22 protein-coding genes and 2 tRNA genes are annotated in these 18,488 nt (G+C 55.7%); 13 read left to right on the top strand and 11 right to left on the bottom strand.

What is annotated here, in order from left to right:
• Positions 1–143 precede the first annotated feature (143 nt).
• The 5 genes from AC1RKH_RS22495 to AC1RKH_RS22475 all read right to left on the bottom strand — a co-directional run bounded on the left by AC1RKH_RS22495 (position 144) and on the right by AC1RKH_RS22475 (position 5,222).
• The gene (locus tag AC1RKH_RS22495) at positions 144–1,607 is read right to left on the bottom strand and encodes a GDL motif peptide-associated radical SAM/SPASM maturase (RefSeq protein ID WP_493064137.1); all 1,464 of its coding nucleotides are present in this window, start codon (positions 1,605–1,607) and stop codon (positions 144–146) included.
• 271 nt (positions 1,608–1,878) lie between these two features.
• A complete protein-coding gene (locus tag AC1RKH_RS22490; RefSeq protein ID WP_493064138.1) occupies positions 1,879–2,463 on the bottom strand; it encodes a DUF1842 domain-containing protein in 585 nt (194 codons plus the stop codon).
• A gap of 53 nt (positions 2,464–2,516) precedes the next feature.
• A complete protein-coding gene (locus tag AC1RKH_RS22485) occupies positions 2,517–3,149 on the bottom strand; it encodes a DUF1842 domain-containing protein (RefSeq protein ID WP_493064139.1) in 633 nt (210 codons plus the stop codon).
• 40 nt (positions 3,150–3,189) lie between these two features.
• Positions 3,190–3,378, bottom strand: coding sequence for a DUF1843 domain-containing protein (locus AC1RKH_RS22480; protein WP_103316425.1), 189 nt, complete (start codon positions 3,376–3,378; stop codon positions 3,190–3,192).
• A 302-nt stretch (positions 3,379–3,680) separates the two neighbouring features.
• On the bottom strand, positions 3,681–5,222 hold the full coding sequence (locus AC1RKH_RS22475) for an FAD-dependent oxidoreductase (RefSeq protein ID WP_493064140.1): 1,542 nt from the start codon (positions 5,220–5,222) through the stop codon (positions 3,681–3,683).
• 208 nt (positions 5,223–5,430) lie between these two features.
• Here AC1RKH_RS22475 and AC1RKH_RS22470 point away from each other — a divergent pair, with 208 nt between their 5' ends.
• The 4 genes from AC1RKH_RS22470 to AC1RKH_RS22455 all read left to right on the top strand — a co-directional run bounded on the left by AC1RKH_RS22470 (position 5,431) and on the right by AC1RKH_RS22455 (position 9,347).
• The gene (locus AC1RKH_RS22470) at positions 5,431–5,955 is read left to right on the top strand and encodes a cupin domain-containing protein (RefSeq protein WP_493064141.1); all 525 of its coding nucleotides are present in this window, start codon (positions 5,431–5,433) and stop codon (positions 5,953–5,955) included.
• Positions 5,956–6,104: 149 nt separating this feature from the next.
• Complete coding sequence (locus AC1RKH_RS22465; RefSeq protein ID WP_493064142.1) at positions 6,105–7,394, top strand: NAD(P)/FAD-dependent oxidoreductase; 1,290 nt, start codon at positions 6,105–6,107, stop codon at positions 7,392–7,394.
• A gap of 25 nt (positions 7,395–7,419) precedes the next feature.
• On the top strand, positions 7,420–7,977 hold the full coding sequence (locus tag AC1RKH_RS22460) for a helix-turn-helix domain-containing protein (RefSeq protein WP_123426068.1): 558 nt from the start codon (positions 7,420–7,422) through the stop codon (positions 7,975–7,977).
• Between the two features lie 23 nt (positions 7,978–8,000).
• Entirely contained in the window at positions 8,001–9,347 is a 1,347-nt protein-coding gene (locus AC1RKH_RS22455) for a glutamine synthetase family protein (protein WP_493064143.1), read from the top strand.
• A gap of 48 nt (positions 9,348–9,395) precedes the next feature.
• Here the strand turns inward: AC1RKH_RS22455 and AC1RKH_RS22450 are convergent, their stop codons facing one another.
• The gene (locus AC1RKH_RS22450) at positions 9,396–10,070 is read right to left on the bottom strand and encodes a DUF3313 domain-containing protein (protein ID WP_493064144.1); all 675 of its coding nucleotides are present in this window, start codon (positions 10,068–10,070) and stop codon (positions 9,396–9,398) included.
• 406 nt (positions 10,071–10,476) lie between these two features.
• Here AC1RKH_RS22450 and AC1RKH_RS22445 point away from each other — a divergent pair.
• Positions 10,477–10,550 (top strand) — tRNA-Cys (locus AC1RKH_RS22445).
• A gap of 194 nt (positions 10,551–10,744) precedes the next feature.
• Positions 10,745–10,831: transfer RNA gene (locus tag AC1RKH_RS22440), tRNA-Leu, on the top strand.
• 607 nt (positions 10,832–11,438) lie between these two features.
• Here the strand turns inward: AC1RKH_RS22440 and AC1RKH_RS22435 are convergent.
• Positions 11,439–11,768: a hypothetical protein gene (locus AC1RKH_RS22435; protein ID WP_493064145.1), complete on the bottom strand. Its 330-nt coding sequence runs from the start codon at positions 11,766–11,768 to the stop codon at positions 11,439–11,441.
• Complete coding sequence (locus AC1RKH_RS22430) at positions 11,765–12,271, bottom strand: hypothetical protein (RefSeq protein WP_493064146.1); 507 nt, start codon at positions 12,269–12,271, stop codon at positions 11,765–11,767. The genes AC1RKH_RS22435 and AC1RKH_RS22430 overlap by 4 nt, the downstream gene beginning before the upstream one ends.
• A 643-nt stretch (positions 12,272–12,914) precedes the next feature.
• Here AC1RKH_RS22430 and AC1RKH_RS22425 point away from each other — a divergent pair.
• Both AC1RKH_RS22425 and AC1RKH_RS22420 read left to right on the top strand, forming a co-directional pair.
• Positions 12,915–13,304, top strand: coding sequence for a hypothetical protein (locus tag AC1RKH_RS22425; RefSeq protein ID WP_123426073.1), 390 nt, complete (start codon positions 12,915–12,917; stop codon positions 13,302–13,304).
• A 184-nt stretch (positions 13,305–13,488) separates the two neighbouring features.
• Positions 13,489–13,689 carry a hypothetical protein gene (locus AC1RKH_RS22420; RefSeq protein WP_123426074.1) on the top strand — a complete coding sequence of 67 codons (201 nt, stop codon included), beginning with the start codon at positions 13,489–13,491 and terminating at the stop codon, positions 13,687–13,689.
• 605 nt (positions 13,690–14,294) lie between these two features.
• Here AC1RKH_RS22420 and AC1RKH_RS22415 read toward each other — a convergent pair.
• Positions 14,295–14,732, bottom strand: a complete 438-nt coding sequence (locus tag AC1RKH_RS22415; protein ID WP_123426075.1) for a glycine zipper domain-containing protein — start codon at positions 14,730–14,732, stop codon at positions 14,295–14,297.
• Positions 14,733–15,004: 272 nt separating this feature from the next.
• On the opposite strand from AC1RKH_RS22415, the gene AC1RKH_RS22410 reads away from it, so the two are divergent.
• Together AC1RKH_RS22410 and AC1RKH_RS22405 are read left to right on the top strand one after the other, a co-directional pair.
• Complete coding sequence (locus AC1RKH_RS22410) at positions 15,005–15,241, top strand: hypothetical protein (protein ID WP_123426110.1); 237 nt, start codon at positions 15,005–15,007, stop codon at positions 15,239–15,241.
• A 266-nt stretch (positions 15,242–15,507) separates the two neighbouring features.
• Positions 15,508–15,693, top strand: a complete 186-nt coding sequence (locus AC1RKH_RS22405) for a hypothetical protein (protein ID WP_493064147.1) — start codon at positions 15,508–15,510, stop codon at positions 15,691–15,693.
• A gap of 89 nt (positions 15,694–15,782) precedes the next feature.
• Here the strand turns inward: AC1RKH_RS22405 and AC1RKH_RS22400 are convergent, their stop codons facing one another.
• Entirely contained in the window at positions 15,783–15,935 is a 153-nt protein-coding gene (locus AC1RKH_RS22400) for a hypothetical protein (RefSeq protein WP_493064148.1), read from the bottom strand.
• A gap of 75 nt (positions 15,936–16,010) precedes the next feature.
• Between AC1RKH_RS22400 and AC1RKH_RS22395 the strand changes: the two genes are divergently transcribed.
• Both AC1RKH_RS22395 and AC1RKH_RS22390 read left to right on the top strand, forming a co-directional pair.
• Complete coding sequence (locus tag AC1RKH_RS22395; protein ID WP_493064149.1) at positions 16,011–16,439, top strand: hypothetical protein; 429 nt, start codon at positions 16,011–16,013, stop codon at positions 16,437–16,439.
• A 320-nt stretch (positions 16,440–16,759) separates the two neighbouring features.
• Positions 16,760–16,945, top strand: a complete 186-nt coding sequence (locus tag AC1RKH_RS22390) for a hypothetical protein (protein ID WP_493064150.1) — start codon at positions 16,760–16,762, stop codon at positions 16,943–16,945.
• Positions 16,946–17,009: 64 nt separating this feature from the next.
• Here AC1RKH_RS22390 and AC1RKH_RS22385 read toward each other — a convergent pair whose 3' ends face one another.
• A complete protein-coding gene (locus AC1RKH_RS22385) occupies positions 17,010–17,762 on the bottom strand; it encodes a carbonic anhydrase (RefSeq protein ID WP_493064151.1) in 753 nt (250 codons plus the stop codon).
• A gap of 241 nt (positions 17,763–18,003) precedes the next feature.
• Here AC1RKH_RS22385 and AC1RKH_RS22380 point away from each other — a divergent pair, with 241 nt between their 5' ends.
• The gene (locus tag AC1RKH_RS22380; protein WP_493064152.1) at positions 18,004–18,246 is read left to right on the top strand and encodes a DUF1652 domain-containing protein; all 243 of its coding nucleotides are present in this window, start codon (positions 18,004–18,006) and stop codon (positions 18,244–18,246) included.
• Positions 18,247–18,488 lie beyond the last annotated feature (242 nt).

Below are 18,488 nucleotides of genomic sequence, written 5' to 3'. Positions count from 1 at the left end.
AGATGATTTTGTTTGCTGCGGGCGAGCGTTATGACTGGCGGACAAAACCGTACGCAATCCGGAGCTGCCGTAGGCTGCGATCCTGGCGATCCCGCACGCCCGGTTTAATACCGGGGGCAACTCGCCCCCGGTTTGAGGCCTCGCTACATCAAGTTGCTTTGCGGCAACCCCAGCAAGCCGGTCAGCGTATTGATGATGGTTTGTTGCCGGGCGCGGTTTACCTGGTGTTCGGCTTCTGCGGCGGCGACATCGGCGGCGCAGTGTGGGCACGTCACTTCGTGTGCATGGATGTACTGCAAGCAGCCACGACACAGGGCCAGTTGCGGCGGAATACGGCCTTCATCAGGCGATTTCTGGCCCTGATTCGCCCAGGCCAGCTTGATCACCTGACCGCTGTCGCTGACGCTGTTGACCTTCTCGCCGGTATCGATACGTTCGGTAATCAGGTCAAAACGTCCGACAGCGAAGGACGTCTGTGCTGCGTCCTCGAGTTTGACAATTCGCTCGCGCAGTCCCTTTTTTTGCAGGTCCAGAGCGCGGTAATGGCAGTAGGGGTTGTTGCCGGGTTTGCCGAGCAAGGAGTGCGAGGTCCAGGTGCAGCCGCCACGGCAGACATCGTTGTAGTAGCAGCTTCGGCAGTAGCCCCACAGGTCGTCGACGCCGCGCAGGCGGCCGAAGTGCATGCCTTCACTGTAATGCCAGATATCGTGCAGGCTCATGTTGCGCACGTTGCCGCCCGAAAAACCTACGGTTGCCAATGAAGGGCAGCCTTTGACGGTGCCATCGGCTTCGAGTGCCAGCACGGTTTGCCCGGCGGCGCAGCCGCTCCAGTGCACGCGCTCGTCGCCGAAACCACGCCACATATGCTCATACGGGCCGTAGTAACCAATGTTGTTGCCCACGTTCATCAGCAGACCGCGATCAACCCCTTCGCGGTAGAGACGCGCCAGCAAAGGCATCACTTCAAGCAGTTGGTAGGGCTGCAATAGCAGCTCCGGATGATCGACGGCATTGCCCATGGCGACTGTCAACTGGATCTGCCAGTGGGTGGCGCCAAGTCCGATGATCAAGTCCATCAGTTCGGGCAAGTCGGGCAGGGTGGCCGCGCCGATTTGGGTGTTGACGCTGACCGCAAGCCCCGACTGTTTGGCGCGTCGCAGAGTATCCACGGCCTTGTCGAACGAGCCCGCAACATTGCGCACCGCGTCATGCAGCGGGGCCAGTCCATCCAGCGAAACACCGACGCCATTGAGCCCGGCATCCACCGCGGCCTGCATTTTCGCGGGCGTCAGGTTGCGTCCGCCGGTTTGTATCGCGCAATACATGCCGTGATCGTGGATGGCCTGGATCAGCTGAGTCCAGTCCTTGCGCAAATAGGCTTCACCGCCAATCAAGGTGATCTCGCGGGTGCCGAGTGCCGCCAGGGAATCGATGACATCCAGGCATTCCCGGGTGTTCAGTTCATCGGGGCGTCGATGGCCAGCGCGGGATCCGCAATGCAGGCATTTGAGATCGCAGGCCAGGGTGATTTCCCAGACCACATGGACCGGCACGTAACGTTTGAGATCGGTTTCACTGAGGTAGCGGGCAGGGCGATTGTCTGACATGGGAAATCCTTGCGCACAGATACATGCGCGACACGAATCCATCGAAGTGTTCGCGCCTTCCTTAGCGTCGATGGCGCGAGCGGATTTACCTTTTGTTGTTGGCCAACGGGCGCAGAACCTGTGGGAGCGAGCTTGCTCGCGAAAGCGGTGTGTCAGGCGACATTAATGATGACTGTGCCGCCGTCTTCGCGGGCAAGCCCGCTCCCACAGGGATTGCGCTTATTACCCAGGCTTGGCCACTTTTTAAGTGACCAAGCCCGGGCATTGCCGGTTAGCGTGCTTCCAGTCGGGCGATTTCTGCTTGCAACTGCTCCAGCGCGCTGCGCAAGGCGCCGCTGTTGGCCAGTTGCTGTTCGCCCTGGCTCACCACGGTTTTCAGCTGCGCAAGATCACCGCTGGCTTGCGCTTGCTGCACGGCAACCGCGTAAAGCGGGTGCGCATGTGACGGCTGCTCGACCCGCTGGTATTGAGCAGGCGCCAGGCTGACAGCCGCGTGTCTGACTGTCGTCCAGTGGTCTTGATCGTAGTACTTGTAGTCGGCAAAACCGCTGGCCCAATCGGCGCCTAGAATGCCGCGCAGGTCGAAGGTCTGGGCGATATTGCTGTTAGGGCCGCTCGGGCTGCCATCCAGAGTGAGGATGATGTGGTTTTCCGCATCGGCAGTCAGTTTGGCCTCGGAATACTCACCCCAAACCCGGGCACGGAAATTGACAACGGGGTAGGTGCTTTGAAAAATGCTCGCCACACCGCTGACTTTCTTGTTGACGGTATCCACCAGCAGATCGAGGGTCAAAACCGGTGCGCCGAGTAGTGAGCTGGAAACGTTGAGGCGTGTGTGAAAAAGTCCGATTGACATGGTGCAACTCCCTTAGTTGTATTCAGGACAAGCCAGGCACGTTCAGTTGCCGGTCAGCGGCGTTCCAGCCTGCTGATTTCACCCTTGGCCGCCTCAAGCGCACTTTGCAACTGGGGTTGCTGGTCCAGTTGTTGTTTGGCAAGGCTCGCCAGATTTTTCATCTGGGCCAGGTCACCGCTGGCAATGGCACTCTGAATCGGCGCGGCGTACAGCGGCATGATTGGCGGATATGGCAGGATTACCGGGCCCGGTTCCAATGGCAGTGAATAGGCCTTGGAGGGCACCGACTCGACGAGATGGGCGGGCGCATTGACCTTGACCCAGCGCTGACCATTGAAGTACTCGTAGTTGGCGACCCCTGCTTTCCAGTCGCTACCGACTACCAGATGCAGCTTGAAATTCACGATGGAGTTCGAGCCTGGGCCACCCTGGTTGCCTTGAACGGTGATCAGGATTTTGCTGACGCCGGGTTTCATCACCGTCATGTAGGTGTACTCACCCCAGACATCGGAGTGCACATCCAGCGGCGGATTGGTTGCCTGAGTGATGGCGGCAGTACCGCTTACCGTTTGCTCAGGTGTAAACACCAGCAGATTGAGCGCCAGGTTTTGTGCGCCCGGTGCCGAAGTTCCAATTTGATAGCAGAGTGGGAATAAACCGACAGATTGCTGAGAAGAACCAGACATAATTATTGCCTCCATTGCAATAGGGGAGCGGAAACAGCAGTTAGTGCCGTTCCAGGCGTGCGACTTCCTTAGCCAACTGCTCGTACGCGCTACTTAGTTCTTTGGGTTCTGGCTTGGATGCATCGCGTTGTTTCAACAGTGTTTTCATTTGCGGCAGGTTGCCTGCCTTGATCGCGCTTTGGATGGCCACCCCATAAGGGGGCATGCTATGGCCAGTTGAATTGCTCATAACGATTCCTTCCGTGGTTGTGCGAATACTGCTGTCATCAGCAGTTTTTGCAGTTAAGCAGGCGTGGGTAATTATGCAATGGGCAATGCGCTAGTACGTCTGTTAAATTTTATTTCATTAATAGCGATGCGTTTGGGTGTTGGCTGTTTAATATTAAGATTGGCGATGAAAGAGGTTAATTCAACTTTTTCCTCATAAGGAAGGCGAGCCCTTATCGCCATTAATAATGAATAGTACGGTTATTATTTTTTCTGGTAATTAAGGACGATAGTTCCATTAAGTACTTCGCCTTTTGCGGGTGTTCAACCTTCTTGCGCGGCGATTCGCCGAATGATCCGCAAGGCTTCCTCGCGCAGCAACGGCTGTTTCATCCGTTCGGCCAGTAGCGCCATTTGCCGTGAGTATTCGCAGGCGACTATGGCCTCGACCTGTTCCCCCGTGCACAGCAATGCGATGAAGGCGTATTGCTCGGGGTTACCTTCAAAAACGATCCGGTCCCATCGGTCGGCGTGGCCGAGCATCTCGAAGGTCTTGTCGAAGTGATACGTCCAGAAAAACGGAACATCCGCGTAGCGTGTTTCACCGCCCAACATATTCTGCGCGGCGATCCGCGCCTGCTGCTGGGCCAGGCGCCAGTGCTCAATGCGTGTGGGGACACCTTGCAACGCGAAGGACGCGATGTCGCCGGCGGCCCACAGGCCAGGCGCAGCGCGCATGCCTTCGTTGACCGGTAACCCGCCATCGTCGTCCAGCTCGACACCTTCGAGCAGATCGGTGACCGGGCTGACGCCGATGCCGATCAACACCAGATCGGCGGGAAGTCGTTGACCGTTTTCGAGCAGAACAGCCTCGACATGCTCCTGACCTTCGAACGCCCTCGGTTGGGTACTGGTGTGAAAGACCACGCCGTTGTCTTCATGCAGGGACAAAATCGCCAGGCCGATGCGCTCACCGAACAGTTTGCTGAACGGTGTTTCATGGTGCGCGACGACGCTGACTTCCAGTCCATGGCGGCGTAAGGCCGACGCTGACTCCAGGCCGATGAAGCTGGCACCAACGATGACCACGCGGGCGCCGGGTTTTGCCGTTTGGAGAATGCGCTCGGCGTCCTCGCGCGAGCGCAACGCCAGGATGTTGTGCAGATGCGCGCCGTTTACCGAAAGCGGTCTGGGTTCGCCGCCACTGGCAAGGAGTGCGGCGTCGTAGTCAAAGGTGTGCCCGTCAGCCAGGGAAACCCTTTTGGCGGCGACATCGAGACGGATGACCTCGCCTTTGACGCGCTCGATTTTCTGTTCGTTATAAAAGCTTTCGTCCAGTAATGGCGGGGTTTCTTGGGGTGACATTTCCCCGGCGAGGACATATTTGCTCAGTACCGTGCGGTCATAACCAGGATTCGTTTCGCGATCGATCAACACCAGGCGACCGGCAAAGCCTTGTTCACGCAGGGCGGCGGCTGCCGCTGTTCCCGCAGCGCCTGCACCGACAATCACAAAGCAGCGTGAATCAGCGGGACGAGCCACTTCGATGGGCGCAAGAGGCTGGTCGTCCACCTGTACATCGCCATCGATCACTTTGACCGGGTAGCGGGTCAGTCCATTCAGGGCCGGCGGTTCGCAAACCTGGCCGTCCTCGACCGTGAACATCGCCTTGTGCCAGGGGCAAATCAACCGCCCATTGCAGACGACCCCTTCGTCCAGTGGGGCCTGCGCATGCGGGCATTCGCCCTGATAGGCGTAGACCCGTTCACCGGCCCGCAGTAGCACTATCTTCAGTGAACCGATTTCTACGCGCGTACCACGGTCTTCTCGAAGGTCGGCAAAACGGGCGACGTTGTGCAGGGACATGACAACTCTCCGGGGCGCTATTTTCGTTGGAGTCGGCAGCAGCGGGGAACGTCAATGAAACTGCGCCCCACTTGGCAGGCTCGACCCTTACAGTAAAGCAGCGAAAGCGAATGCCCATCGAAGCTCACCGTCAACGTTCCCAGGAGCGCTTGCGGTCAACTGCACGCTATGCAAACTTCATGATTCAACCTGACTGATGGCCCTTCGCATGACTGATAACAACCCCGGCAAACACACTCCCAGCGCCCAAGACATCGTCGCCGCGCTCGACCTGGAACCTCATATAGAAGGTGGTTTTTACCGCAGAACCTTTCAGTCTGATTGCCAGGCCATGGTCGAGACTGCGGACGGTCGGCGTTATGCGATGACTTCGATCTATTACCTGCTGACGGGTGCGTCTCCCGTTGGCCACTTCCATTTGAACAAATCCGACATCGTTCACTACCACCATGTGGGCGATGCGATTCAGTACTTCCTCATCTACCCGGACGGCACCTTGAACACCGTGGTCATGGGCAGCGACGTCACCGCCGGGCAGTGCCTGCAACTGCACGTACCTGGCGGTGTCTGGAAGGCTTCGCAGCTTATGGATGGACCGGCTGCTTACGGCCTGATCAGCGAAGCCGTTTCGCCAGGGTTCGATTTTGCGGATATGCAATTGGGCAGTCGGCGCACACTCAGTGAGCTATTCCCAGACCATTCGGCGCTATTTGAGCGGCTGGCGCGAGAATAAAACAGTAAGACCAGCACGAACTCCGTAGCAGGCTTCGCCAGCTGCTACAGGGCATCCGGTCCGTGAGGGATGGGCAGGGTGTTGCGTTCGTGAAATTTATTCTGTAGTTTTTCATGAAATTATAAAAACATAATTTCATGGGTGCCCGAATGTTTCAGCAGTCCTCCCGGCATGTCGCCAGCTATTACGCCCACAGTTGCGCTGATCGCCTAGTGGATCGAACCGTTCTGGAAGGGGAACACACTGCTGAGGTACTGATCATCGGTGCCGGCTTCAGTGGTCTGCATACCGCTTTGCGCCTGGCCTTGGCGGGCAAGCGCGTGATGTTGCTGGAAGCCAGTCGTGTTGCCTGGGCAGCCTCGGGGCGCAATGGTGGGCAGGCGATTCTCGGCTGGTCGTGCGACATGCCGCCTCTGGAAGCTGCGCTGGGTCATGAACGTGCGCGGCGCTTGTGGGACGGCATGCGCTGGGCGGCGCAAGAGTTGCGCGAGTTGCCTGCGCGCCATGGTTTCGACTGCGATTATCGAGCTGGACATTTGTGGACGTCGGTCATGCCGCGTCGGGTCAGTCTCCTGACAGAGTGGCAGCGCGAGGCCAGCCACAAGTGGGGTCACGATGGCCTGCAATTCATAGCGCGTGAGCAGTTACCGCAGTGGGTCTCCAGCGAGCGCTATCAGGCCGGTCTCTTTGACCCTGAAGGCGGGCATCTGAATCCGCTGAAACTGGCGCTCGGCCTGGCCGCAGCTATCGAACGTGCTGGCGGTTGTATCTACGAGCAGAGCAAAGCGCTGAGCTATCGCGAAGAAGGCGGTCAGTACCTGGTAACCACCGAACACGGCAGCATTCGGGCGAATGTGCTGGTGCTGGCGTGCAACGCTTATCTCGATCAGCTCGATCCGCAGTTGGCCAGTTGCGTGTTGCCGGTGGGCACTTATCAGGTGGCCACTGCACCGCTGACAGCGGAACAAGCCACGGCACTGTTGCCGAGTAATGTCTGCGTCACCGACAACCAGTTCGTCCTCGACTATTTCCGTCGCACGCCGGATAACCGCCTGCTGTTCGGTGGCGGCTGTACCTATCTTGGAGGGATGCCAAAAGACATCGCCGCCGCGACACGGCCTTATCTGGAGCGGGTCTTCCCGCAGCTCAAAGGTGTCGAGCTGGAGTTCGCCTGGGGCGGGCATATCGATCTGACCCTCAAGCGCACTCCTGACATTGGTCGGCGTGGCGACCTCTACTGGCTACAGGGCTATTCCGGGCATGGTGTGCTCCCGACGCTGGCCGGGGCTCGCGCCGTGTCCGATGCGATTCTCGGTCAGCCGGATGAGCTGGCGTTGTACCAGGGTTTGAGTAATGGCAGCTTTCCCGGCGGTAAATACCTGGCAGCGCCATTGGAAGCCATCGGCAAGGCCTGGTACCGACTGCGCGACAGCATTTGATGAGTCATCTTGGGGAATTCCTGGCATGAACAAGCAAGAAGAAATCGCCGCGTTAGCGATCCTTATTCACGATCTGCGCAAGCACAAGAAAATCACCCTCAAGGAACTGGCCGACAAAATCGACCGGTCTGTCGGCTTTCTTTCACAAGTCGAGCGGGGCTTGTCGCGACCCACGGTGGCGGACCTGACCGCAATCAGCGAAACCCTCGGGGTGCCGACTACCTATTTCTACAGTTTGCCAAAACCCAAGGTGTTGCCTTGGGTGACCCGACCGGATGAGCGCCGCACGTTGTACTACGCCAACGGGATTACCGACATTCTGGTCTCACCGAAAATCCGGGCCACCTTCTCGATGCTCGAAAGCCAACTGGAGGCCGGCGCCAGCAGTGGCGAGCGGCACTTGAGCGACAGCTCGGAGCAGGGTGGTTATGTGCTGGAAGGTGCGTTGACGCTGTGGTTGGGCGATGACGACGAGCCGGTCACCTTGCAGGCCGGCGATAGTTTTCAACTCGACAGTCACACGCGCTGTCGTTACGGCAACCTCACTGACCAGCTCACGCGAGTGCTTTGGGTTTACACCTGATAACAATAAAAGGAATAACAACGATGGATGCTGCCTGCTCTGATCTCCTGGCTGAGGTTCGTGCTTTTCGCCAACGCTACCCCGAGGTGCGCTATGTCGACCTGATTGCTTTGGATATTCCGGGGCATTTCTACGGCAAGCGTTACCCGATCGAGATGCTCGAAAAGGTAGCTGCTGGCAGTGCTTTGAAGCTGCCGCAGAACTGCGTGCTTCTGGGCGTGCAGGGTGGGCTGTTCAAAATCGGCGACTATTGTTTTAACGACGGCGACCCGGATGCCCTGCGGCGCCTGGTGCCGGGCACGCTCAAACCGGTGAGCTGGGAGTCGAAGCCACTGGGGCAGATGCTGATCACCTCGGACGGCACTGAAAAGCCGATCGTCTTCGAGCCACGCGAGGTCCTCGCGCAAGTGCTGGAGCGCTTGCGCGGTAAAGGCATTCATCCGGTGGTGGCGTTCGAGCTGGAGTTCTATCTGTTCGATAAAAAGTTGCGCGAGGGGCGGCCACAGTTCCCCCGCGATCTGCTGTCGGACGATGCCGACGATCAACCGAACATGCACATCGAGCGGCTGTCACGTTTTTCTCCGGTGCTCGATGAAATGGTCGAAGCGGCGCGGGCGCAAGGCATCGATACCACGGTGATCACTGCCGAACTTGGGCCGGGCCAGTTCGAGATCAACTTCGGTCACCTCGATGACGGTCTGCGTGCCGCTGACTGGGCGGCGCTGTTTTGCCGTAGCACCCGTGGCGTCGCGCTCAAGCACGGTTACCGCGCCAGTTTCATGGCCAAGCCTTACTTGCAACATCCGGGCAGCGGCATGCATGTACATGTCAGCCTCTATGACGCTGAGGGTAAAAACCTGCTGGCGGCCAACCAACAGCAGGCGCTGCGGCATGCGGTGGCCGGTTGTCTGGAGCTGTTGCCGCATTGCATGCCGATCTTCGCGCCGAACCAGAACGCGCTGCGTCGTTTGGGCGGCACGGTGAATGCGGCGACACGTGCCAGCTGGGGTTTTGAGGATCGCGATGCCTGTGTGCGCATTCCCGATTCAGATTCGAAAAATCTGCGGATCGAGCATCGCTTGGCCGGTGCTGATGCCAACCCGTATCTGGTGCTGGCGGCGATTCTGGTGGGGGTGGAGCAGGGCCTGGAAGCCCGCCGCGAGCCGATCGCAGCACTCAATGAAGACCGCAGCAGTGGGATCGACTTTCCGCTGGAAATGCTCGAAGCCGTGCGCGCCATGCAGCATCAGCCACAGCTGCGCGAGGGGTTGGGAGCGGAATTTGTTGATGTGTACTGCGAGAACAAGCGCCAGGACCATCTGGCCTTTTTGCAGGAAATCAGTGCACGCGAATACCGCTGGTATCTGTAGTGACCACCGACTCAGCCTGGCTGGCTGAGTCGGCGCTGCACCCCGTTGTTATCTGAGAAATGCCTGCATGTCGCTGTTCAGCTTCTTCAGCGCGACTTTGAAGTCGTTGGCGGTAACCTGCTGGCTTGCATTTTTCAACTGCTGGCCCATGACCTTGCGCACGACTTTGGCCACGGTTTGGCCGTTGCTCGCGTCGATCATCTCGGCTTCGATGAACAATTCGGTGTCCTGGTCGCGGTGGCCGGTGGCCGCCTGAGTCGCGCCTACCGCGGCCGCAATCGGAACCACTTCATACCATTTCATGCCCTCGTTTGAGGCCGTGACCCCGGTAATCGCGGCGCGTACGACCAGCACTCGCGAACCGGCAGGGGCCGATTGAACGTTCGGTACCACACGGTACTTCTGGCTCAGTACGCTCTTGGCGTTGTCGGTCATGTAGGTTTGCAACTGATCCAGCGTCTGACGGTTGACTCGCTCATTGGGCTTGGGCGCCGGGTACAGTTCCAGTTGCTTGAACGCCACCGTGTTGTAAGCGTTCGGATTCCAGGAAGGGGTCACCCAACGCATGGCCTTCTCGCCGCTGGGTGTGGTGACTTCTTGCAGGTTGCTGTAGTTGGGAAGAAACCCTGAGTACTGTTCCTTCTCGGTGATTTTTGAGGTGCAACCGCCGAGTAGCAGGCTGGTCAAGGCAACGCCGACAAGCGATTTCCTGGCAAGACTCATATTTTTTACTCCATGGGTTGAGACGTTTTATTCAGGTTGCCTTGCAATGAGCTCAAGCCCGCTGGGCCGGTGGTTTCGTGCTTCACTCAACCGCAGCCCACCTGAAACCTGGATCTCTCGCGAATTAGCGTAGGTACGAATTGCGAAATATCCAGTAGTTATGCTCGTGGAGGCATTGCCCCAGAATGCCGTCACTTGGTTGTGGAGAGCATTCGGTAACGTGCTATAGAATTTTTTTCTTCCTGTCCTTGACATGCCTGGCGAACACGTCCAGAATTGCGTCCATTCCTGATTCAGGAACGAGAAAAACCCTTTAGATATCAAAGGGTTGGAAATAGATAACAATCTAGATTCCATCTCCAGTTTGTATGCGTTTGATGTTGTTTTTTAGGCATCGGACGTTTGAGGCCGAGTAGCAAAATGGTTATGCAGCGGATTGCAAATCCGCCTACGCCGGTTCGATTCCGACCTCGGCCTCCACTATAAATAGCTCCGTAGATCGCTGATTTACGGAGCTTTTTTATTTTCGGTACACAGCAAGATTTTGTCTTGAATTTGACGTCAGCGAACTTGCTTAGAGGGGAAGGGCTGTATATATTTCTCCCCCTGCCGTATCAGCAGCAAAAAGGACTGATTGTTAATTCGGTCGTTCTTGAATGCTTCACCGCGCTACCGCCCGAATGGCGAAACTGGTAGACGCATGGGACTTAAAATCCCCCGTTCGTAAGGACGTGCCGGTTCGATTCCGGCTTCGGGCACCATATATATCAAGGGCTTGCGTGAGAAACCTCACGCAGGCCCTTATCTTTTTTTTCCGCAAAAAAATATCTTTCCGCAATTCACTTGGTTGGCGAGACTTTCTTGCCTTTCCGGTTGCGGATGTACTGCTCTGTCATGCCGATTGTGCCGGCAGAAGGTGGGAAGGGATATTTCCTGAGCCTATAAGGCCAGGAAAAAAGGTTATTAGACGTGCAGAAGCTGCTTTGTTAAAAAATCAGTGCGTAGCACGCTGACTGCGTGCCAATGCATCTCCATTTGGTTAAATGGAAATCGCCCAACATTGAGCTGGGCAACGATCAATGAGTCTGATTGCCGATACAAGGATAAGTAGCTGCGACTTTGGCCAACTGCTCGCGCACCAGCGCATTGGGCTCATTGATCCCCTTTCTCCCCCCGCAGCTTGATCCTTTCGAACAAAAATATCGCGTAGTAAAGGCGATGGACGATGGCGCAGACATAACGACCCGAATGCCGACGTTCGCTGCTACGCGCCGTTCGAGGTTGGCACTCTTCGAGCACTCCCGGCCGGGCAGCATGGCCACGGTGTCCGGCTGGGCGTTACGGCTTGGCTGATCCAGCGCGAATCAGTCAGGAGACGGATGGAATTTTGTCGATAAACGCAATTCGCTCACCATTGTAGAAAACTTCAACTGTTGTGTAGTGAGGCGAGTTTGGAGGTACTACTCTGGAGAACCTCGCTTGCGCGCAACTCATTTGTTGAATCCAGTTTCCAGGTCGTTGGATCAAGTGCAGATCCAACATGAGTGATGCCGGGTTAAAACCCTGCGGGGCTCGCATGGTCAGATAGGCCTCGACTCCCGGATTGGCAACTTCAACATCTCCAACGACATGAAGGTCGTCCGGTTTCGATGGCATCGTGTTCAGCCATGCATGCCAGTTTTTTGAGCTGATAGTCATTTTTCTATTCCTTGAGAAATGAAACTCGAAGCTTGAGGTACTGCAGTTCCGTATGGCGCTTCGTATGCCATCGAATTTAAAGCGTAGCGCCAAACAGAAGGAAATGGATGCAAGGGGTGGGGTGCATTTATGCGATCTTCCAGCCTTTTCACGAAGGCTTCGGCTTGTTGCGCTGATCCGTATTTTCCTTTGCTATCTGCTTCTGTAATGAGCCCACCCCCTGCCTCACAATGACTCTGTGACCGCAGACCGATAATTTTTGGAGGCCTAAAATGTTGAAGATGGCAATTTTCCTGGGTGGGTTTCTGGCGTTGACCATCGTGATTGGTGCCCTTGCGACAATCTCTCCGATTTAACCAGAAGGGGATGAGCATCCCGTATTTCCAGATTTTCCGATCTTTCGCAGGTGGTTCTTTTTGACCTTCGCCGGCGATAGCCTCAGCAGGCTCACTCAACCGATTTTCCAACGGAATAGGCCGCTTGCCGGCACTCGGGATCGACACTCATCCTTCTGTGGGTATGGGAGAGGTCCTTGGCCGGGGATCGGCTACAGTTGATGGATCATTGACATGGAGATCGACTATGAAGTGTTTGATTTGTCAGGCTGCCGCTAGGACTGTTCACGCGCTTGGAGACTGGTCAGAGGTCAAATGCTCAGCGGGTTGTGGGCACTTCAGGGTCTCAGCGAACCTTGTTGCGAAAATGTCGTTAAAGAATGAATCCTTTGACATTGAACGCACAAGGCGCTGGATTGAAATGTCTCGTAATGACGAGCCAGTGCCGTTGATATCGACCTACGATTACAACGTTTCCTTATTGCATCGCGACACTGATGAGCGGGCGACCAGCCAGTCGAATCATTTTAGGCAACCGGTAACGTCGGATTAGATGGAAGTTCTTGCTTCGATTTGGCGAAGCGCCCGCTAGCCATCGTGATGATCCGTCGGCGGTATTGGTAGTCAGGGTTTGGTTCGGTGGCATCGTTCGCCTTGTGGCCCCCCCTCAACACCGAACAACTTCACCATCACGTCCGAGTGGGCGCCCTGTCAGTAAACAAAGGACGGGGCGCTTTCGAGTATCGAATGCTCCAGCGGGTATGGAGGGTGCTAGATTGAAAAAGGGGCGCAAACCTAAGGAGAGAATCAGATGATCACTGATGCTCGGGATGCAGCGAAGTACGTAGAGTACTATTCGTCCATCGAAAGCCCACAAGTGCGGGAAGCGTTTTGCATGCTGGTCGGTGCGATTTCCGCTACGAAAAACTACGATTGCTCTCCCTGGACACTGGGTGGGTTAGAGCGGTCCATCGGGATTTTTTCTGCGTCTGATGGCAGCTGCCCTTTCAGCTTTGTGTCCAATCATAATTGGCTTCTTTTTTACTTTCGACTGCCATCCTTCAAGACTGAACATCATTCGCTTAAAGCATTATCCGTAGAGTTTGGCGAGGTTAATGAGAAGCCTGATGGCGAGCGAACCATCAAGTTGCGATCAGTTGATGATGTTCGGCGCTTGCTGCGGATAATCAATATTTTCTAGCTGACCACTTGCCGGTGCTCAGCGCATCAGGGCAGCGTTACGATGCCTCTGCCTGGCATTCCCGCGGATCCAGACGCTGATCCCTTTCCATTCATCGCCATTGCCTGCTTCTTCGATTCCAAGCGGGGCTTGCTTGTGGTTCGGGCGTAAAATAGCTGAGCTATCTCATCAAAAGGAGCCGCATATGAACTCCGACGAAATGAACAAACGGACGGCTGGAGAACGAGTCGTTTGGGATCAGTATTTTTGTGCTGCGTTGATTGCGGAAAGCCATCTGACGGCACCGACAGTAGGAGGGCCGAAATCGAATCACGAAGACAGGCAGAACCTGTTGGTTGATAGAGCCAGACTTCTTGCTGACAAGATGATGGAACACAGAAAGTGAACCGAGCCCAGCCATCGCGCTGGGCTCTTCACATTTGGCGCCACGTTGGCCTTCTAACGTGAAATAGCCGTAATAACTCCAGAGGCGATCACCGCGTTCGGTTTGCCCGTGCTCAGGCGATAGGGCGTTTGAACCTCCTTAATTGGGGGGGATCAAACGAACACAGTGTCAGGCGCTGCCTGCTCGGAGATAATCAAATGAAACGCACAACTACTTTGATCCTGGTGATGTCAGCAATGCTGCTGCTTGGCGGATGCTGGCCGTATTGGCATGACCGTGATGGTCGCGGACATGATCATGGGCGTTACTACGGTGACGATCATCGGGGACAAGAGTATCGCCGCTGGTAAGATCGCCGTATCGGGGGCGGGATAGATCCGTTACTCCGCGCTCAGACTCGAATCCTGGCAGTCCAATCGACTGCCGAGGGAGGGCGCGCGGTTGAGGTTGAACGAACTCCAGTGTCTCTCGCGCTCTCGTTAGATGGGGCCAAATCCTTTTGGCTGATCCCATCGTGCCTGGCAGGTGTGACGAAGGTATGACAGGGGCGAAAAGAACAGCCCGACGCAAGGTCGGGCTGTTCGCGTACACGTAAATTCAGTCACTTAATCGTGCTTATACTTATTCTTGTACTTATGTTTGTGTTTGCCGTTATAACTATTGCCTCCTGAACTGCGATTACGATTATCGTCGGACAGGTTATTACCTACTGCGCCGCCTGCGGCGCCACCAAGGCCAGCGCCAATGGTGGAACCGGTTGTGCCACCCAGTTGATGGCCAATGACCGAGCCGCCTGCCGATCCGAGCCCGCCGCCGATAGCCGCGTTGGTTTTGTTGCCTCTCGGCGCACCGACGGCGCTACCGGCAGCACCGCCTACACCAGCGCCAACCGCTGCCCCCGTACTTCCGCCAAGCTGCTGGCCGACGATATTACCCAGTACGCCACCAACGCCGCCGCCGACGGCTGCGGAACCATCCCCAGCGGCCATTGCGCCTTGTGTGATCAGAGCACCTAGAGCAAGAGTAAGCAGTGTTATGCGCATGCTGTGGACCTCAAAAAGTAGGTGTTGCGTTCAGGCTGCTATTTCAGAGTGTTGAGCATTTTGAAACAGTACGCTTTTGCTGCCCATCGCCAAGCTTCTCTCTGCAGCGCGTTTTAATCCGATGGATATCTAGAAATGTAGAGGCTGCTGCAGAGTTAAAGTTCGACCCGTGGAAAGGATGGGGTTTCTATAGGCATGGAGACACCTTGCCGAGGTAGCATGGCGAATACGTGGTGGGTTACTCAACTATCAAACACGAGAGGGATGCAGCAATGACTGAGCGCCATTTGATCCACTCAGAAACACTTTCGAACGGATGCAAGATTGAGGTCAGGGCCAAGATACTGAGGGACGGCTCGCTGCAGATGTTCATCGGTGTTTACCGCCCAGACGGCACGGCCATCCTTGAGGACAACGACCCAAAACCGCATCTGCTGGACATGGAAGACGCTCTGGACTGGGGGATCGACATTGCGAGACGTACCGGTCACCACGAAAAAATTCAGTAAGGTTTGACGATCGCGGGATCTGGCTTTTTGGCTTGTCGCATCTGACGAGTGAATCATTGAACTGCCTGATGGTCGTACCTACGGTTGAACAACGCTTTCCGAGTTGAACTCGGGGGGAGCGACAACCCATCTCCGTAGCTCTGACCTTTGCTTTTAGGGTGTTCAAATGAAGCGCACAGCGTTAATGATCCTGGCCATTTCAAGTTCTCTCCTGCTGGGAGGCTGCTGGCCTTACTGGGAAGATGGCGGAGGGTACGGTCGAGATCATGATCGAGGCCGTGATCATGGTCGTGAGTATGATCGTGGCTATGAGCATCGCGATGATCGGCGGTATGACCGAGGATATGAACGTCGTGAAAATGATCAGGGTTATGATCGCAACCACGGTCGAGATCATGATGACAGAGACGACTGACACCTTCCCGGTAAGGCCAACAGCCTATGAGGTGTGATGTCCAGCAGGAGTACAACCGACAAACATTTGGGTGAAGACCGAGCTACAGAGGCAACGTCAGCTTCATTGAGTCTGTCTTGAGTCGAATCAAAGCCCGGCATAGCGCTGGGCTTTTTCATTTTTGGGGTGTACGGGCTGCGGGCTGAGACAGGTATCGACAAGAATATTTTCTGGCCAGCCACTGCAACGGACAAGGCCCTCATCCCCGACATCTATACTGTTTCTCATGCGTTCATTCATGGGGTCACGATCCTGGTGCATATCCAATTCACTCGGTGATGATGAAGTATTGGCATAGTTCAGCGAGGGCTCGACATGCGGATTCTGATAGCTATTGCAGCCTTTGTATTGATTTCAGGGTGCATGACTTCACCGGTTCCAGCAGAAAAAGCAGCTCGGGTTCCAAGTGATCGGGTCTTTGCGTTTCAGCAACCCATCGCGGGAGACAGCGGAACGATTTTTGTGACGCGTGATGGTGGCTTGCTGGGTTCGGCCTGCTACATCGGTATTTACGTGAACGGTGATTTTGTCGCGAGAATGGGGCCTGGTGAAGGAGCAAGATTTTTCACTAAGCCTGGGGAAGTCTTTGTAGGTGCGGGAGAAGACCTGAAGGGTAACGGCCTGTGCTCGATAGGTATTTCCTTGCGCGAGGTCGTAACGACCATGGATGCCGGCGAGGTAAAACGTTTTCGGATTTACGGTGATGTGAGCGAGGGCATTTCAATAGCTCCAAGCTCTCGCTGAGCTACAGCCTTGAAAAATGTGTGGTTATTTAAGGGGTTAGGTGATTTTTTGTGTGAAAACAAGATGTAAATATCTTGTTACATGTTGGGTGATGAGCTATTATCGCATCCGTGTTCACCTACCACGGTTTACGCATTTTTAAGCCCCAAGCGTCCATCAGCTGCTTGGGCTTTTTTTTTGCCTGAAATTTGTCCTTCGTGAGAGGGTATTTCAGTGTCTCCGGAAGCCTCTCACGCGCACTTTTCTAACGACTCGCCTTTGAACATTGGCCGTTTCGCAACCTCTAATGCGTATCGACATAGGGCGTAGGGAGGTGAGCCATGAAAATCCATCTGCACTTACCGGGTGCTAAAAAACCGGTTCAGCCGACCCTTTCGGGTGAAGCGCAACAGGACAGCGACGAGCTACAGGAAAATAACCCGAAAGCGTTGAAGGATGTTCAAAGCACGGTTGATAACGAGCTTGAAAAATTGCACGACAAAGCCAGGCCCCTTACTTCACGGTAAACAGGCGCGAGTCTGCGGGTATCAAAAGATGCATCGCACCGCTGGGTGAGATGCATCTTCCACATCAGGCGATGAGATCTACTTTGCCACTGGCCAGTCGATAGATGCCACCGACGACTTTCAGCGTGCCCTTATTGAGCGCTTCCGTCAGTACGGGTGAGGCATTCTTGAGGTTTTTGACCGTCTCTCTGACGTTTTGCACGGTCGCGTTCCTGAGTAGATCTCCCGGATCCTTGATCACCTTCTCGATAGCGGGCCTGAGTGCATCAGTCAATTTCTGGATTTGGCCAGGAAAAACCGCATGGTCCTTTACTGCCTTGATGCCGGCAGCGAGGGCACCGCAGTCTTCATGTCCCAGCACCAGTATCAGCGGGGCACCGAGCGCCAGGACCGAATATTCCAGGCTTGCCAAGCCTTCTTCGGTGACGAAGTTGCCCGCGACACGCACCGCAAAAAGATCGCCGCGAGCCGTGTCAAACGCGTACTCGGGGGCGATGCGCGAATCAGCACAACTCAATACCGCCACGAACGGGTTCTGGCCAGAGACCAGGGCTTCACGCTCGGACTTGAAGTCATGTGTCTTGGAGGTGCCGCTGATGTACCGCTTGTTGCCCGCGATCAGTCGTTGAAGGGCCGCATCCGGGCTGATCGAGTTTTGTGGTTTTGGAGGAGGGGCCTTTTTCTCGGCGGCCTGGACGATGCTGTCAGGCAGCGCACCGGCAAGCAGCAGGGCGCCGGCGCCTATTCCTGCAAGCCGGAGAAAACGACGACGACTCTCTGCATCTGGTGCAGGGTTTGAATCACATGATTCACACATAGTCTTGTGTACTCAGGGTTTGGGTGGGAATGGCTTGCTATCAAGGGTTGCTTCTTGCCTGTATCTCCAGCACTTCTTCGTTGGAGTCTAGATGCTTTGTAAAAGCCTGTTGCGGGCTTCGCGGCATTACGACGTGCGAAACACATAGCACTTTGAGGTTAATTCGTTCGCGTTCGCCGTGGTCAGCTAACCTGTAACGATCAGGCAACACTCCCATACACAATCCCACGGACGGAATGCCATGTTTCCTCTTCTTCAGCTTTGCCAGATTGTGGAGTCCGGTTTCCCTCCACTCTCGTGCACCTGCACGGTGAATCCCGACGGATCGTTGAGGATCGAAATTGTCGAGCCAGAATCCGGACGCGTTGAATTACTGATCACCGGCGTATCGACCGTGAAGCTGACCAGTGTCCGGGAAATATCCAACTTTATCGGCGAGCTGCGGACTGAGATGAAAGCCGGGCGCAGAGCATTTGCCGGCTGATTCTGTGATTATTTTCGCCATATAAAACAATGGTTTACTAGCTAAAACTTATGTAAATTCTTGAAGGCATGTCAAGCTTCAGGTCCCGAATCACAGTCATTCAGGCCGACGAGATGCAAGTCGTCATGATCGCTGATGCGCTTGTAACCTGGCCGAGTTGATGGCTGTTTTCACTGTGCCTGAGCAGGCACGCGCCTGGAGAGCAATCGGGTGGCAGGTTTGATTGGCCGAAGGTGCGGGGT

It is taken from the genome of Pseudomonas sp. GW822-FHT06B12 (genome assembly GCF_058799675.1).
The sequence above is the reverse complement of the archived record's forward strand: the minus strand, read 5'-3'. Positions and strand labels throughout refer to the sequence as shown.

Coding starts and splice junctions, on each gene's coding strand:
- AC1RKH_RS22495 (WP_493064137.1), bottom strand. CDS start 1,607: ATGTCAGACAATCGCCCTGCCCGCTACCTCAGTGAAACCGATCTCAAA.
- AC1RKH_RS22490 (WP_493064138.1), bottom strand. CDS start 2,463: ATGTCAATCGGACTTTTTCACACACGCCTCAACGTTTCCAGCTCACTA.
- AC1RKH_RS22485 (WP_493064139.1), bottom strand. CDS start 3,149: ATGTCTGGTTCTTCTCAGCAATCTGTCGGTTTATTCCCACTCTGCTAT.
- AC1RKH_RS22480 (WP_103316425.1), bottom strand. CDS start 3,378: ATGAGCAATTCAACTGGCCATAGCATGCCCCCTTATGGGGTGGCCATC.
- AC1RKH_RS22475 (WP_493064140.1), bottom strand. CDS start 5,222: ATGTCCCTGCACAACGTCGCCCGTTTTGCCGACCTTCGAGAAGACCGT.
- AC1RKH_RS22470 (WP_493064141.1), top strand. CDS start 5,431: ATGACTGATAACAACCCCGGCAAACACACTCCCAGCGCCCAAGACATC.
- AC1RKH_RS22465 (WP_493064142.1), top strand. CDS start 6,105: ATGTTTCAGCAGTCCTCCCGGCATGTCGCCAGCTATTACGCCCACAGT.
- AC1RKH_RS22460 (WP_123426068.1), top strand. CDS start 7,420: ATGAACAAGCAAGAAGAAATCGCCGCGTTAGCGATCCTTATTCACGAT.
- AC1RKH_RS22455 (WP_493064143.1), top strand. CDS start 8,001: ATGGATGCTGCCTGCTCTGATCTCCTGGCTGAGGTTCGTGCTTTTCGC.
- AC1RKH_RS22450 (WP_493064144.1), bottom strand. CDS start 10,070: ATGAGTCTTGCCAGGAAATCGCTTGTCGGCGTTGCCTTGACCAGCCTG.
- AC1RKH_RS22435 (WP_493064145.1), bottom strand. CDS start 11,768: ATGACTATCAGCTCAAAAAACTGGCATGCATGGCTGAACACGATGCCA.
- AC1RKH_RS22425 (WP_123426073.1), top strand. CDS start 12,915: ATGATCACTGATGCTCGGGATGCAGCGAAGTACGTAGAGTACTATTCG.
- AC1RKH_RS22420 (WP_123426074.1), top strand. CDS start 13,489: ATGAACTCCGACGAAATGAACAAACGGACGGCTGGAGAACGAGTCGTT.
- AC1RKH_RS22415 (WP_123426075.1), bottom strand. CDS start 14,732: ATGCGCATAACACTGCTTACTCTTGCTCTAGGTGCTCTGATCACACAA.
- AC1RKH_RS22410 (WP_123426110.1), top strand. CDS start 15,005: ATGACTGAGCGCCATTTGATCCACTCAGAAACACTTTCGAACGGATGC.
- AC1RKH_RS22405 (WP_493064147.1), top strand. CDS start 15,508: ATGATCGAGGCCGTGATCATGGTCGTGAGTATGATCGTGGCTATGAGC.
- AC1RKH_RS22400 (WP_493064148.1), bottom strand. CDS start 15,935: ATGAATGAACGCATGAGAAACAGTATAGATGTCGGGGATGAGGGCCTT.
- AC1RKH_RS22395 (WP_493064149.1), top strand. CDS start 16,011: ATGCGGATTCTGATAGCTATTGCAGCCTTTGTATTGATTTCAGGGTGC.
- AC1RKH_RS22390 (WP_493064150.1), top strand. CDS start 16,760: ATGAAAATCCATCTGCACTTACCGGGTGCTAAAAAACCGGTTCAGCCG.
- AC1RKH_RS22385 (WP_493064151.1), bottom strand. CDS start 17,762: ATGTGTGAATCATGTGATTCAAACCCTGCACCAGATGCAGAGAGTCGT.
- AC1RKH_RS22380 (WP_493064152.1), top strand. CDS start 18,004: ATGTTTCCTCTTCTTCAGCTTTGCCAGATTGTGGAGTCCGGTTTCCCT.